At 60.5% G+C, this 12,660-nt stretch carries 16 protein-coding genes; 6 read left to right on the forward strand and 10 right to left on the reverse strand.

The annotated features are described in order from the left end of the window. Positions 1–13: 13 nt before the first annotated feature. The 6 genes from BLP82_RS13960 to soxR form a co-directional block, all read right to left on the reverse strand. On the reverse strand, positions 14–589 hold the full coding sequence (locus tag BLP82_RS13960; protein ID WP_092168698.1) for a DUF6162 family protein: 576 nt from the start codon (positions 587–589) through the stop codon (positions 14–16). Then, entirely contained in the window at positions 586–912 is a 327-nt protein-coding gene (locus BLP82_RS13965) for a hypothetical protein (RefSeq protein WP_092168700.1), read from the reverse strand. Before BLP82_RS13965 ends, BLP82_RS13960 begins: the two co-directional genes overlap by 4 nt. Beyond that, positions 909–1,451, reverse strand: a complete 543-nt coding sequence (locus BLP82_RS13970) for a thiamine pyrophosphate-binding protein (RefSeq protein WP_092168703.1) — start codon at positions 1,449–1,451, stop codon at positions 909–911. Before BLP82_RS13970 ends, BLP82_RS13965 begins: the two co-directional genes overlap by 4 nt. Then, positions 1,448–2,644 (reverse strand): PepSY-associated TM helix domain-containing protein, encoded by a 1,197-nt coding sequence (locus tag BLP82_RS13975; protein WP_092168706.1) that lies wholly within the window; start codon positions 2,642–2,644, stop codon positions 1,448–1,450. Before BLP82_RS13975 ends, BLP82_RS13970 begins: the two co-directional genes overlap by 4 nt. 292 nt (positions 2,645–2,936) lie before the next feature. After that, the gene (locus BLP82_RS13980) at positions 2,937–3,398 is read right to left on the reverse strand and encodes a VOC family protein (RefSeq protein WP_092168709.1); all 462 of its coding nucleotides are present in this window, start codon (positions 3,396–3,398) and stop codon (positions 2,937–2,939) included. A gap of 109 nt (positions 3,399–3,507) precedes the next feature. Continuing rightward, the gene (gene soxR, locus BLP82_RS13985) at positions 3,508–3,954 is read right to left on the reverse strand and encodes a redox-sensitive transcriptional activator SoxR (protein ID WP_060741363.1); all 447 of its coding nucleotides are present in this window, start codon (positions 3,952–3,954) and stop codon (positions 3,508–3,510) included. Positions 3,955–4,050: 96 nt separating this feature from the next. Between soxR and BLP82_RS13990 the strand changes: the two genes are divergently transcribed. The 5 genes from BLP82_RS13990 (at position 4,051) to BLP82_RS14010 (ending at position 8,697) form a co-directional block, all read left to right on the forward strand. Beyond that, positions 4,051–4,416: an antibiotic biosynthesis monooxygenase gene (locus tag BLP82_RS13990; protein ID WP_060741364.1), complete on the forward strand. Its 366-nt coding sequence runs from the start codon at positions 4,051–4,053 to the stop codon at positions 4,414–4,416. A gap of 116 nt (positions 4,417–4,532) precedes the next feature. Next, positions 4,533–4,799 (forward strand): hypothetical protein, encoded by a 267-nt coding sequence (locus BLP82_RS13995; RefSeq protein WP_053123631.1) that lies wholly within the window; start codon positions 4,533–4,535, stop codon positions 4,797–4,799. A gap of 103 nt (positions 4,800–4,902) precedes the next feature. Next, positions 4,903–5,517: a LysE family translocator gene (locus BLP82_RS14000; protein ID WP_092168712.1), complete on the forward strand. Its 615-nt coding sequence runs from the start codon at positions 4,903–4,905 to the stop codon at positions 5,515–5,517. Positions 5,518–5,676: 159 nt separating this feature from the next. Next, positions 5,677–6,843: a cysteine desulfurase family protein gene (locus tag BLP82_RS14005; protein ID WP_092168715.1), complete on the forward strand. Its 1,167-nt coding sequence runs from the start codon at positions 5,677–5,679 to the stop codon at positions 6,841–6,843. A gap of 45 nt (positions 6,844–6,888) precedes the next feature. After that, positions 6,889–8,697 carry an aminopeptidase P family protein gene (locus tag BLP82_RS14010; RefSeq protein ID WP_092168719.1) on the forward strand — a complete coding sequence of 603 codons (1,809 nt, stop codon included), beginning with the start codon at positions 6,889–6,891 and terminating at the stop codon, positions 8,695–8,697. Between the two features lie 9 nt (positions 8,698–8,706). On the opposite strand, the gene BLP82_RS14015 is transcribed toward BLP82_RS14010, so the two are convergent. Further along, on the reverse strand, positions 8,707–9,297 hold the full coding sequence (locus BLP82_RS14015) for a 2-hydroxychromene-2-carboxylate isomerase (RefSeq protein ID WP_092168723.1): 591 nt from the start codon (positions 9,295–9,297) through the stop codon (positions 8,707–8,709). A 31-nt stretch (positions 9,298–9,328) separates the two neighbouring features. Further along, positions 9,329–10,057 carry an SDR family oxidoreductase gene (locus tag BLP82_RS14020; RefSeq protein WP_092168726.1) on the reverse strand — a complete coding sequence of 243 codons (729 nt, stop codon included), beginning with the start codon at positions 10,055–10,057 and terminating at the stop codon, positions 9,329–9,331. An 89-nt stretch (positions 10,058–10,146) separates the two neighbouring features. Between BLP82_RS14020 and BLP82_RS14025 the strand changes: the two genes are divergently transcribed. Further along, complete coding sequence (locus tag BLP82_RS14025) at positions 10,147–10,716, forward strand: TetR/AcrR family transcriptional regulator (protein ID WP_092168729.1); 570 nt, start codon at positions 10,147–10,149, stop codon at positions 10,714–10,716. Between the two features lie 6 nt (positions 10,717–10,722). On the opposite strand, the gene BLP82_RS14030 is transcribed toward BLP82_RS14025, so the two are convergent. Then, positions 10,723–11,004, reverse strand: coding sequence for a hypothetical protein (locus BLP82_RS14030; RefSeq protein ID WP_060741372.1), 282 nt, complete (start codon positions 11,002–11,004; stop codon positions 10,723–10,725). Between the two features lie 168 nt (positions 11,005–11,172). After that, complete coding sequence (rhtA, locus tag BLP82_RS14035) at positions 11,173–12,063, reverse strand: threonine/homoserine exporter RhtA (RefSeq protein WP_092168732.1); 891 nt, start codon at positions 12,061–12,063, stop codon at positions 11,173–11,175. Between the last annotated feature and the right edge of the window lie 597 nt (positions 12,064–12,660).

The following is a 12,660-nucleotide window of genomic DNA, read 5'->3' on the forward strand; positions in this document are numbered from 1 at the left end:
TGAGGGCGTGGGGTCAGTGCCGGTGCTGGCGGGTTACGCCGGCATCGAATTGCGCGACGATCTGTTGCCAGCCGGCGGCGGACAACGCCGCATCGTCCAGGGCGGTGGGCGTCGCGAGGCCAGTGCCGCGGTTGAGCCAGATGTCCGGGGCGGCGTCGGACGCTTCGCCGATGCGCATCAGAAACGAACCGGCCACCGACGGATTGGCACTGGCGCCGAAGTAGGCCTGGTCCTGGAGTTGTTGCCAGGCATGGCCGCCCCGGCTGACGGAACTGGCGTCCTGGGCGAACGGCGCGAAGCCTTCTTCGGCCAAGGTTTGCGGGGCGGGCAGGGTTTGTTGGTCTTCGCGCAGCAAGCGGATTTCATCCAGGGTCACCCGCAGGTCGGCATAGATGCCTTGCTCGGCGGCGCTGAGGTCGCGGCGGGCGTCGAGCTGGTTCGAGGCCAGGTGAGGCGTGTCCTCGGCCTTGCCATGCCAGGCCACCACGGACCCGGCCACCAGTACGATGACCAGGCACAGCAGCAACACATACAGGGTTTCATGGCCCGCGCCAGCGGGGCGGATGACTTGAGTCGTGGCGTTGCTCATGGGGCCTCGATGTCGGCTTGGTCGATTTCCACCACGTGGCCGGGGCCGGCGTCGAAGAGCACGTAGAATTCAGCGTTCGGTTTCTTGAAGGTCAGCTTCGAGTCGGCGCCGAGCTTGCCCGGGACGAGGATGGTTTCGTCATAACCGATCACGTCCAGGGTCACTCCGGGTGCGCCGCTGCCGTCGGAAAAACCGCCGGTGCATTGGATCTGTTCGGCGTCGATGGCCTTGCACTCGCACATCGGGTTGTGGGCCAGGACGCTGGTGCTTGCGCCTGCGCAGAGCAACAGCGCCAGGCCCTTGGATAAAACGCGGAGGGTCATGGTTTGGGTCCTTGGTTCTTCAGCCAGGCGAGGGTGGCCGGGGAGGCCTGGCTCAGGGGAATGGAGGCCTGATGCATCGAACCGTCCCAACCCTCGAGGGTTATCCACAGTTCGGCATCGGGCTGGGTCTTTGGCGGGACCGGCAACAAGGCGCCCATACGATAGGGCGAGCCAAAGAAAATCACCCCGGCGGCGCGCAGGCTGCGGGGTTTGCCAATGCGCAGGTAGGTGGCCTTGACCTGGCCGATACAGCTCTGGCACAGGGCCGCGTTGAAGTGCTTCATCGGCCCGGCGGGCCCTTGGGTCCGTGGGGCTTCGTTGCGAAACTCCGCCAGGCGCAGGCTCCAGGGACCGACCTGGACTTCGCCGATGTCCCGCTCGCCAAGCCCTGCATCACCGCGGAACAGGGCGGCCTCGGAGAGGTATTTGGGCATGAATCCCAGGGGAATCAGCAGCAACAACACGTTGAGATGGAAACGCCATTTATGCCAGAACAGACTCAGGCGTGACGGTGATGAAGCGGCATTGGACGGGGTCACAGGCTGCCCTCCGACGATTGCAGTGCCTGCGCGATTCGGGCGCCACGGGTGGGTTTCTGGCTACGCTTGAAGGCATTGGCGGTGGCCAGGGCCGTGCGTTTGGTCCAGATCAGCAGCCCGCTGAGGACCATCATGCTCAGGACTAGACCGAAGAAAAACCAGATGAGCTTGATCCAGAGGCCGCCGAAGTCCCCTGTGTGCAAGGGCCGCATGGATTCGGTGACGAACTCCAGGGTCGTGCGGTCCGACAGCAACCGGGAGGCCGCCACGTCGCCGTTGTAGGGATTGATGGTGGCGGTCTGGAACATCAGCGGATACCAGCCGCGGCCACCGATTTCCAGATGGCTGTAGGCATTGCCGGGCAGGCTGATGAAACTCGCTTCCAGTCCCGGGATGCGTTGCTGGGCGATTTCGATGGCCCGGTCCAGGTTCAACTGCGGTGGCGCCTGGCCGTCGACGGACAACGGCACGTTTTCACGGGCCACCACCGGGATGACCGGTTCGCTGGAAATGGAGATCTGGTTGTCGCCCAGCAAGGCCTGGATCAGGAACCAAGTGCCGGTGACGGAGATGACCGCGATGAACCAGATCGACCAGATACCGCTGAGCCGGTGGAAATCCCCCCAGAAAATCCGTGCGCCATGGCGAATCCGCAGGGTAGGACGGAAGAAGCCTTTCCAGAAACGCTTGTAGACCACCAGCCCGGTCACCAGGGACGCAAGCAAGGGCAGGCCCAGGAACGACACCAGGTACCAGCCCCAACTGTAGCCGTTGGTGAACGGTACCAGCCACCAGCCATGCAGGGCGCGGGTGAACGCCTGGAAATTGAATGTCGGCGCCGAGCCCTGGATGACGCCGCTGTACGGGTTGACGTACACCGTGTCGGGGCGTCCGTCGGGGTAGGTCACGCCGACTTCCAGCGCAAAATGCGACTCGTCCGGACGGATGATGCTTTGCACCTGGGTTTGCGGCTGGGCCTGCTTGATCGCGGCGATCACCTGGTCATAGCTGAGTGACGTGGCCTCGTCCGAGGGCTTGTTGGCCCGCATGTCGGGGTTGGCCAGCCAGACGATCTCCTGGCTGACCACCGCCAGGGTGCCGGTGACGCAGACGATGAGTACGAAGAACCAGATGGGCAATGCCAGCCAGCTATGGACCAGGAACCAGAGTTTGGAGCGGGATTTCTTCGACATGATTGAACGTCTTGATTCGATGAAAGGTTCCGTATTGCGGGCTTTGCAACACCGTGAACCCAAAAAAGGCAGGCCGTGGCTTTTGCCGACGCGGCCTGCTGCATCTAATTAAGACGAACGAGCGATCGTAATCCTGAAGGGGAAGATGAAAGAAAATGTTTCGCGTGGTAGGAGCTGCCGAAGGCTGCGATTTTTTGATCTTTCCCCTTGGGACTCAAGTGTCAGGGGAAAGATCGCAGCCTCGTTGCACTCGGCAGCTCCTACAGGGCGACCCGGTGAGCGCGGGGACAAGTCAGCCTTGCTGTTGAAACATCTCCCTGGCCCGTTGCTCGATCTGTTCCTGGCTCAGGTCTTCCTTGCGCGTCGCGAGGAACCACAGATGCCCATAGGGATCCTTCAGGGTGCCGCTGCGATCTCCGTAGAACTGGTCTTTGACCTCGGAAATCACCGTGCCGCCGGCGGCAATGGCCTGGGCAAATGCGCGGTCCACATCCTCGACATATAAATGCAGGCCGACCGATGGCGATTGATCCGGATTGCTCAGGGGGCCTTGATCGCAAGGCGTACCGAGCATGATCGGATAACCGTTGATCCGCAGCTCGGCATGGCCGATGCCCCCGTCGGGCATGGCCAGGCGCATGACCTCGGTGGCATTGAAGGCTTTTTTGTAGAAGTCGATGGCTGCGGCAGCTTTTTGAATGCCCAGGTAGGGCGTGATGTTATGGAAACCTTCGGGAATGGCATTGACGCCCATGACGTTTCTCCTTTTGTTATAGGGAGGCGAAGAGAGTCTTCGTCGATTTGCGCTCCTCCACTATAGGCCAGCGACCCTGGCTGGACGCAGGGGCCGACGAACGCTAAGGCTATTCCAGCAGATGAGCCCCCGGCCCGCGTTGGCCCAGTACGTCGCCCTGGTTGCGCAGCGGACAAGCTTCCATCGACAGGCATCCGCAGCCGATGCAACCGTTGAGTCGATCACGCAGCGCCACCAATTGGTTGATGCGTTCGTCCAGGTCCCGACTCCACTGCGCCGACAGGGTTTGCCAGTCGGCGGCCGTCGGGGCGCGGTTGTCTGGCAGGTTGTTCAACGCCTCGCCGATTTCCGCCAACGGAATGCCCAGGCGCTGGGCGACCTTGATCAATGCCACGCGACGCAATACTGCCCGTGGGTAACGACGTTGGTTACCCGGGTTACGCGTGCTTTTGATCAGCCCCTTGGATTCGTAGAAGTGCAGGGCGGTGACCGCCACGCCGCTGCGGGCCGCCACTTGGCCGACGGTGAGTTCCTTGTGGATATCGATTTGCGCCATTGTTTCAATTCACTGCTTGACCTCAAGTTAAGTAGAGGTTTTACCCTGCACGCCTTCGGATCGCAAGATTCGCCTGACCTGCATAGGGGACCTTTCATGCAATCGCCAAGGAACAATCGCAGTTTCACCCAACTCATGGAATTCGACATCGAACCTCAATGGCAGCAGGCGCTGGTAACCGCCTTGTCGGAACAGACCGAGCGCCTGGCCCGGGACCACCAGGGGTTCCTGAGTGCCAGTATCCAGGCCAGCGACGATGGTCGCCGCGTGCTCAACTATTTGCAGTGGCAGACCCGCGAGGCAGGCGAGGCGGCACTTCGAAGTGTCGAAAAGGGCGAGCAGGGTTTCTGGCGGCTGATCCAGGCTCACCGCGCCAAGGCCGTGACGTTCGCTTCGTTCCAGGTGTTGCGCAACATCGAGCGCAGCCTGGACAACGCGCTGCATTGCCAGTTGGTCGATTAAGCGCAACGGCTGATCCAGGCAGGCAATACCCACTATCGAGAGGGTTGATTTCTGCCGCGCAGGACCGGCGAGTAGCCTTTGTTCATCGCCCAACTCCAGAACACCGGACACCCGCCATGAACCGTACCTTTGCCGTTTTGTTGCTCTTGACCGCCACCCTCCTGGGCGGCTGCGCCAGCTCTTCCCCGGAACTGCGCCCCTACACTGCCGATGAGACCCGCGAGCTGGCCCTTGAAGCCTTGAATCGCCGTGGCCTTTCGTTCGAGGAATACCACGCGAAAAAAGCCGAGCTACTTGGCTCGTCGCAGAAAAACGTGGGGTTCGACGATCAGGGCCAGATGAGTGCCGAGCAGGTCGTGCAACAGCCTGGCCGGTCTAGCTGAGGGACTGTACCGCTCAAAGTTTTGCCCAACTGTCCGTGGGTTTGGGTAGGGACGTGGGGTAGGGTCATGACTTGACTGACCGCCCCTGATGGACTGACCTGACATGACCCTTTCGCTTGACCTGCTGCTGGGCTTCGCCCTGTTTGCCCTGGTGACTTCGATCACGCCAGGTCCTAACAACACCATGTTGCTGGCCTCGGGTGTCAATTTCGGTTTCAACCGCACCATTCCGCACATGCTGGGTATTACCTGCGGCTTCTTTTCCCTGGTGCTGGCGGTGGGCCTTGGCCTGGGCGCGGTGTTCCAGACTTATCCACTGCTCTATACCGCGTTGCGCTACATCGGCGCGGCGTACCTGTTTTACCTGGCGTGGAAAATAGCCCACTCCGGCCCGGTTTCGGACAGCCAGCCGGGGAACAATACGCCGATCAGCTATTGGGGCGCAGCGGCGTTCCAATGGGTCAATCCCAAGGCCTGGATCATGGCCATCGGCGCCATCAGTACCTACACGCCACTCCAGGGTTATTTCTTCAATGTGCTGGTGATTGCGGCGGTGTTTGCCTTGATCAACCTGCCAAGCGTGAGCCTGTGGGTGGTGTGCGGCAGCCTGTTGCGCAACCTGTTGCGTGATCGTCGCTGGCTGCGCGTGTTCAACTGGGGCATGGCGCTGTTGTTGGTCGCGTCGATGTATCCGTTGTTGCTCGAAAGCATCAGTTGAGGGCTGAGCTTCGAGGCGATGCCTGCTAAGCTCGCTGTTCAGGAGCGTTCCTACGCACTTTTAAACGAAGTCCGACTTCTTTAAGGTCTTTGATCAGGTATTGCTTGTCTCGAACCCAACGAGGGCGCCTGATCCCGGAGCAGGCTCTGCGAGTTTCCTATGAATAAACGTCCTTTGTATTTCGATTACGCCGCCACCACGCCGGTGGATGAGCGGGTCATCCGGGTCATGGTCGAGTGTCTGGGTTTTGACGGCAACTTCGGCAACCCGGCGTCCAGTTCCCATGCCTTCGGCCAGGAGGCCCGGCGCTCGGTGGAGCGTGCCCGCCAGCAGGTGGCGCAATTGGTGGGGGCCCAGCCCGAACAGATCGTCTGGACTTCCGGCGCCACCGAATCCAACAACCTGGCCCTCAAGGGTGTGGCCCAGGCACGCAGTGGTTCCGCCGGCCATGTCATCACCAGCCTGATCGAGCACAAGGCGATTCTCGATACCGCGCGCCAGCTCGAGGAAAGTGGCGTCGCGGTTACCTGGCTGGCGCCGGACGCCGAGGGCCTGATCAGCCCGCAAGCGGTTCGCGAGGCGTTGCGCGAAGACACGTTCCTGGTCTCGCTGATGCTGGTGAACAACGAACTGGGCACCGTCAACGACGTCATCGCCATCGGCGAGATCGTTCGCGAGCACGGTGCGTTGTTCCATGTGGACGCGGCCCAGGGCGCTGGCAAGGTGCAGATCGACCTGTCTCGCTGGCCGGTGGACCTGATGTCCTTTTCCGCGCATAAAATCTACGGCCCCAAGGGCATCGGTGCGCTCTACGTCGGCGACCGTGCCCGGCCACGGCTAGCGGCGCAGATCCATGGCGGTGGACATGAGGGCGGTTTGCGCTCCGGAACCCTGGCGACCCACCAGATTGCAGCCATGGGCGCCGCATTCGAACTGGCAGCCGCGGCATTCGACGAAGAACTCGCTAAAATCGCCCGGTTGCGCAATCGTTTGCTCGAGCCGCTGCTGGCGTTGCCTGGTGTGCGCATAAACGGCAGTGCGAGCCGGCGGATTCCCCACACGCTGAGCCTGACGTTCAACGAAGGTGAGTTCAACCCAGCGACATTGGGCGCATCGATTGCATTTTCCGCGACCTCGGCCTGCAATTCGGCGCACAACACCCCGTCCCACGTGCTGCTGGCCCTGGGGCACGATGCCCGTGCGGCCGGGCGGACCATCCGCTTGAGCCTGGGGCGCTTTACCACCGAGCAGGATATCGACGAGGCGGTGCGGCTGATCAAGGCGGCGTGCGCGACTGCGCCGGCGTTCTGGGCCACGACCCCATAAGCCGAATTCGGCATCGAACAACAATATCAATGAGCAGGAGAAACAATGAGCACCGAGCCTTTGCCCCATGGACTGGTTCCCCAGCGCCTGGCCCGAATCCGCCAACTGATGAGCCGCGAGGGTATTCACGCGCTGCTGGTGCCATCGGCCGACCCGCACCTGTCTGAATACTTGCCGGGTTATTGGCAGGGGCGGCAATGGTTGTCGGGGTTCCATGGTTCGGTGGGTACCTTGATCGTGACCGGCAGTTTCGCCGGCGTCTGGGCCGACAGCCGTTACTGGGAGCAGGCCACCAAGGAGCTGGAGGGCAGTGGTATCGAGCTGGTCAAGCTGATTCCAGGCCAGCCCGGTCCCCTGGACTGGCTGGCCGAACAAACGCCTGAAGGCGCAGTGGTTGCGGTCGACGGTGCGGTCATGGCCGTGGCATCGGCCCGCACCCTGGGCGGCAAGCTCGCCGAACGCGGCGCGCGGTTGCGCACCGACATCGACCTGCTCAAGGACGTCTGGACCGATCGTCCAGGCTTGCCGGATCAACCGGTCTACGCCCATTTGCCGCCCCAGGCGACCGTCAGCCGGGTCGAAAAACTCGCCAAGCTGCGCGAATCCCTCCAGGAGCGTGGTGCCGACTGGCATTTCATCGCCACGCTGGATGACATCGCCTGGTTGTTCAACCTGCGCGGAGCAGATGTGTCGTTCAACCCCGTGTTCGTTTCCTTTGCCTTGATCAGCCAGCAGCAAGCAACGTTGTTCGTGGCCCTGGACAAGGTTGACGCAGCGCTGCGGGCGATTCTGGAGCAGGACGGCGTGACCCTGCGCGATTACAGCGAAGCCGCCGCCGCGTTGCGCGAAGTGCCGGACGGCGCAAATCTGCAGGTCGATCCAGCGCGGGTGACGGTTGGTTTGCTGGATAACCTGGGCAGTGGCGTGAAGCTGATCGAAGGCCTCAATCCAACGACGCTGGCCAAGTCCCGTAAAAGCCTGGCCGACGCCGAACACATCCGTCGGGTCATGGAGCAGGACGGCGCGGCGCTCTGTGAATTCTTCGCCTGGCTGGAAGGGGCCTGGGGGCGCGAGCGCATCACCGAGTTGACCATCGACGAGCACCTGACTGCCGCCCGCACACGTCGGCCGGATTTCGTTTCCTTAAGCTTCAATACCATCGCCGCCTTTAACGCCAACGGCGCGATGCCCCATTACCACGCCACGCAAGAGGCCCATGCCGTCATCGAAGGTGATGGCCTGTTGCTGATCGATTCCGGGGGCCAGTACTTTGGGGGCACCACTGACATCACCCGCATGGTGCCGGTCGGAACACCCACCGCCGAGCAGAAACGTGACTGCACCCGTGTGCTCAAGGGTGTGATTGCCCTGTCCCGGGCCAAATTTCCGCGGGGCATTCTTTCGCCCTTGCTGGATGCCATCGCCCGTGCGCCGATCTGGGCGGAGCAAGTCGATTACGGCCACGGTACCGGCCATGGTGTCGGCTATTTCCTCAATGTCCACGAAGGCCCGCAGGTGATTGCCTATCAAGCCGCTGCCGCGCCGCAAACGGCGATGCAGGCCGGCATGATCACCTCGATCGAGCCGGGCACTTATCGTCCCGGCCGCTGGGGTGTGCGCATCGAGAACCTGGTGTTGAATCGCGAAGCCGGAAGCAGCGAGTTCGGCGAGTTCCTTGAGTTCGAAACCCTCACGCTGTGCCCGATCGACACCCGTTGCCTGGAGCCTTCGCTGCTGACCCAGGATGAAAAAGACTGGTTCAACGCCTACCACGCCGAGGTTCAGCGTCGATTGAGCCCGTTGCTGGACGGTGCCGCGCTGCAGTGGCTCAACACCCGGACGATGGCGATTTGAGGTAGAGGATCAGGCGAGGGCTTCACGGACGAAGTCCAGCCGATCCTGGCCGAAGAACAGCTCGTCACCGACAAACATGCTCGGGGCACCGAACACGCCGCGTCCGATGGCGTCTTCGGTGGCGCTCTTGAGTGCTTGCTTGACCTGCTCGTCGTTCGTCAGGGCCAGCACATGGTCGGCGTCGAAACCGCCTTCGTTCAGGACCGCTGCGACAGTCGCGGGGTCATTGAGGTTACGGGCGTCCACCCAAAAGGCGCGGAACAGGCAATCGACGAAGGCCTCGAAGCGTTCGGGATGGCGCAGTTGCATGGCGGTCACCGCTCGCATCAGCCGCAGTGTATTGACGGGGAAGTGTGGATTGAACTGGAAGGCGACACCGTAGCGCTTGGCGAAGCGATTCAGATCCTTGAACAGGTAAGGGTTCTTGGCTGGCACTGTCGCCGGTGATGCGTTGCCGGTTGCCTTGAAGACGCCGCCCAATAACATCGGACGATAGATCAACTGGCTGTTTGTCTGTGCGCACAACGCCGGCAACTGGGTATAGGCCAGGTACGTGGTCGGGCTGCCGAGATCGAAGTAAAACTCCACTGATTTGCTCATGGTATCTGCTCTCTTGTTGTACGGGGAGGGTTTACCAGCGTTCATTCCAGGGGCGCAGGTCCAGCTCGAAGGTCCAGGCGTCGCGAGGTTGGCTATGCAGATACCAATAGCTGTCGGCGATGTGTTCAGGATTCAGGATGCCGTCCTGATCCTTGGTGGCATATTTTTCCGGGAAATGATCGCGGATGAAGTCAGTGTCGATGGCGCCGTCCACCACCACATGGGCCACATGAATATTCAGCGGCCCCAGCTCCCGGGCCATGCTTTGGGCCAGTGCGCGGATGCCATGTTTGGCGCCTGCGAATGCAGCGAACCCTGAAGCGCCGCGCAATCCCGCCGTCGCCCCGGTAAACAGAATGGTTCCGCGTTGGCGCTTGACCATGCGCTTGGCCACTTCCCGTGCATTGAGAAAACCTGAGAAACAGGCCATCTCCCAAATCTTGAAATACTTGCGTGCGGTTTCTTCGAGGATGCTGCAGGGAACGTTGGCGCCGATGTTGAACACAAAGGCTTCGATCGGGCCGATCTGGTTCTCGATTTGCTCGATGAGTGCGATCACATCGTCTTCTTTGCGTGCATCACAGGCAAACCCGTGGGCTTCGCCGCCTTGAGCGCGGATTCCATCCACAAGCGGCTGGAGTTTGTCAGCGCTGCGACGGGTAACACAGGCCACGAAACCTTCCTGCGCAAAGCGTTTGGCAATCGCTCCGCCGGTGGCATCGCCCGCGCCAACAACCAGTACGACCTTCTTGTTATTCATGGTCAGCCTCATGGGTAAACGATCGTTAACTAAACGGACGTTATGCTAAGGTCCGGCAAGCGTCAAGGTGAGCAATCAGGGGCAGGACCATGCGTTATTCAGCCAATCACAAAATGGAAACCCGCGAGAAACTGCTCGCCAGCAGTGCCGTCTCCGCCAAGAAATCCGGTTTCTCTACGGTCGGTGTCGACGGTCTGATGAAGGCGATCGGGTTGAGTGGCGGTGCGTTCTATAGCCATTTCTCGTCCAAGGATGAGCTTTTCAAGGCCATTGTTGAGCGGGAGTTGGCTCAGAGCCTGGATCGCTTGAGCGGCGACGGCGCCATGGACTCGATGAAACTGGAGCGCTGCCTCAAGCAGTACTTGAGCATGAGCCATGTCGAGCAGCCCGAGGCAGGATGTGCGTTACCGGTACTGGGCGCTGAGATCGCACGATCGGATGCCCAGGTGAGGGAGGCGGCGCAAACATGGATCTGTCGTTTGCACGAAAGCTGGGCACGGATATTGGGAAGCGACAGCCTGGCCTGGGCCATTCTGTCTCAATGCGTGGGGGCGTTGGTTGTCGCGCGGATGCTGGTCACGCCGCAGGTCCAGCGTGACGTCCTCAGGTCCAGCCATGAGGAAATCAGTCGTCGAATCGCCGAGCAGGGGCTCGGTTAAGGTGATTTATTTGCAGATGACGATCATGCTGCGGCTCGTGTAGCCGGCGGGATTGAGCCCGAAGGGATAATCCCCGGGTTCTTCGACGGCGTCGCCGGACTTGGCAATGACCTTGTAACTCTTGGGAGCACATGAATTGGCGGCACTGGCAGCGCACTGGTCCCAGGATGAGGACAGGCCGGAGCAGTTGATGTGCAGACCCTTTTTGCCGCGTTTGACTTCACTTTTCGAGGTTGCCGCACAGCCCGCTATTGCAAGTACGGCGATCAGTATCAAAATTCGTTTCATTCCCGTCCTTATGACCGCCGCGGATCTTATGTCTGCGTGCGATCGTGTTCGCTCTGGCTTGAAGCGTTCATGACGTCCTGTATGAAAAAATCCATGTCTGGCATTAGGTTACTGGCCTAAACATGGCCTAAATGCGCGGCAAATGCCAGACCTTCGTTAAATCCTGATTCAATCTACCGCGACAGCAGGCTTTGCGGTGCTGGCCATGGTCAGCGTTGCGCCCACCGACGCGAGGATGATGCAGGTAATGGCCATCCATTGGGCCAGGGACAAGTATTCCTGGAGAAAGACGAGCCCCGACAAGGCCGCGATTGCCGGTTCGACGCTCATCAGGGTGCCGAAAGTGCGCGCGGGCATTCGAGTCAGGGCGATCATTTCCAGCGTGTAGGGCAGGGCTGTGGACAGGATGGCCACGCCGATGGCGATTGGAATCAGGCTTGGTGTGAGCAGTGCGGCGCCAGCGTGGACAATACCGATAGGCGCGACGAACAGGGCCGCGATCATGACGCCCAGTGCGGCAGTCTGTACGCCATTGTCCGCTCCGGCTTTCTGGCCGAACAGGATGTACAACGCCCAGCAGAAACCGGCGCCCAGCGCGTAGCCGGCGCCAACCAGATCGATACCGGCACTGGTCGCGCCGGTCGGTATGAGCAGCAGCAGGCCAACCACTGCCAAGGCAATCCAGAGAAAGTCGATCGCCCGGCGCGAGGCGTAAATGGCGACTGCCAGAGGCCCGGTAAATTCCAACGCTACGGCAATGCCCAGTGGAACGGTGCGAACGGACATATAGAAGAGGAAGTTCATACCCCCCAGTGCCATGCCGTAAACGATCACCGTGCGCAGGGATTGACCGGTGAGCTTGGCGCGCCAGGGGCGTAGCATTAACAGCATGATGAGGCTGGCAAAAATGAGTCGCAGCGTCGTAGTGCCTTGTGCACCCACTACCGGGAACATGCTTTTGGCGAGGGAGGCTCCCGTTTGAATGGAAGCCATGGCTATCAATAGCAGGGCAACCGGGTAGAGGGTGGAGGCCAGGCTGCGATGTGGGGGGAGCGTCATTACGAAGTGTCGTCCAGAATAAAGGCGAGGAAGCTGCGTTGAGCAGTATATTGCGCATATGCAGCGATTCCGTCTATATGCAGGGCATATTTAAGTGTCATGTGGGGCTAAAGATAGAAAAGCGAAATTAAGGGTTGACGGCAGATTCTGGAAGTCTATAATTCGCCCCACTTCCGGCGCAGTCGAAACGGAAAACTCCTTGAAATTCAATGAGTTAAGTAGGTTTCGAAGGCGCAGGGCTTCAGTTCATCGAAGTCCGGAAGAAGCAGGTAGAGCGGTGTTGTTTGGCTCTATGTGCGGTTCGATCTTCTCGGTCGAAAGCGGTGAAAAAGAGGTGTTGACAGCAGCGAGTAACGCTGTAGAATTCGCCTCCCGCTAACGAGAGATCGGAAGCGCAAGTGGTTGAAGTTGTTGAGGTTTCCGAAGCGAAACTTTGAAAACTTCTTAAAATAACCGCTTGACAGATACACGGGGCGCTGTAGAATGCGCGCCTCGGTTGAGACGAAAGACTCAGCCAACCGCTCTTTAACAACTGAATCAAGCAATTCGTGTGGGTGCTTGTGGAGTCAGACTGCTAGTCAACAGATTATCAGCATC

Origin of the sequence: Pseudomonas sp. NFACC37-1 (assembly GCF_900101575.1) — a bacterium.
In the GTDB taxonomy this organism is placed as follows: Bacteria; Pseudomonadota; Gammaproteobacteria; order Pseudomonadales; family Pseudomonadaceae; genus Aquipseudomonas; species Aquipseudomonas fluorescens_AA.

Excerpts from the sequence above, each read along its gene's own strand:
- BLP82_RS13960 (WP_092168698.1), bottom strand. The coding sequence starts at position 589 with ATGAGCAACGCCACGACTCAAGTCATCCGCCCCGCTGGCGCGGGCCAT.
- BLP82_RS13965 (WP_092168700.1), bottom strand. The coding sequence starts at position 912 with ATGACCCTCCGCGTTTTATCCAAGGGCCTGGCGCTGTTGCTCTGCGCA.
- BLP82_RS13975 (WP_092168706.1), bottom strand. The coding sequence starts at position 2,644 with ATGTCGAAGAAATCCCGCTCCAAACTCTGGTTCCTGGTCCATAGCTGG.
- BLP82_RS13980 (WP_092168709.1), bottom strand. The coding sequence starts at position 3,398 with ATGGGCGTCAATGCCATTCCCGAAGGTTTCCATAACATCACGCCCTAC.
- soxR (WP_060741363.1), bottom strand. The coding sequence starts at position 3,954 with ATGGCGCAAATCGATATCCACAAGGAACTCACCGTCGGCCAAGTGGCG.
- BLP82_RS13990 (WP_060741364.1), top strand. The coding sequence starts at position 4,051 with ATGCAATCGCCAAGGAACAATCGCAGTTTCACCCAACTCATGGAATTC.
- BLP82_RS13995 (WP_053123631.1), top strand. The coding sequence starts at position 4,533 with ATGAACCGTACCTTTGCCGTTTTGTTGCTCTTGACCGCCACCCTCCTG.
- BLP82_RS14000 (WP_092168712.1), top strand. The coding sequence starts at position 4,903 with ATGACCCTTTCGCTTGACCTGCTGCTGGGCTTCGCCCTGTTTGCCCTG.
- BLP82_RS14005 (WP_092168715.1), top strand. The coding sequence starts at position 5,677 with ATGAATAAACGTCCTTTGTATTTCGATTACGCCGCCACCACGCCGGTG.
- BLP82_RS14010 (WP_092168719.1), top strand. The coding sequence starts at position 6,889 with ATGAGCACCGAGCCTTTGCCCCATGGACTGGTTCCCCAGCGCCTGGCC.
- BLP82_RS14015 (WP_092168723.1), bottom strand. The coding sequence starts at position 9,297 with ATGAGCAAATCAGTGGAGTTTTACTTCGATCTCGGCAGCCCGACCACG.
- BLP82_RS14020 (WP_092168726.1), bottom strand. The coding sequence starts at position 10,057 with ATGAATAACAAGAAGGTCGTACTGGTTGTTGGCGCGGGCGATGCCACC.
- BLP82_RS14025 (WP_092168729.1), top strand. The coding sequence starts at position 10,147 with ATGCGTTATTCAGCCAATCACAAAATGGAAACCCGCGAGAAACTGCTC.
- BLP82_RS14030 (WP_060741372.1), bottom strand. The coding sequence starts at position 11,004 with ATGAAACGAATTTTGATACTGATCGCCGTACTTGCAATAGCGGGCTGT.
- rhtA (WP_092168732.1), bottom strand. The coding sequence starts at position 12,063 with ATGACGCTCCCCCCACATCGCAGCCTGGCCTCCACCCTCTACCCGGTT.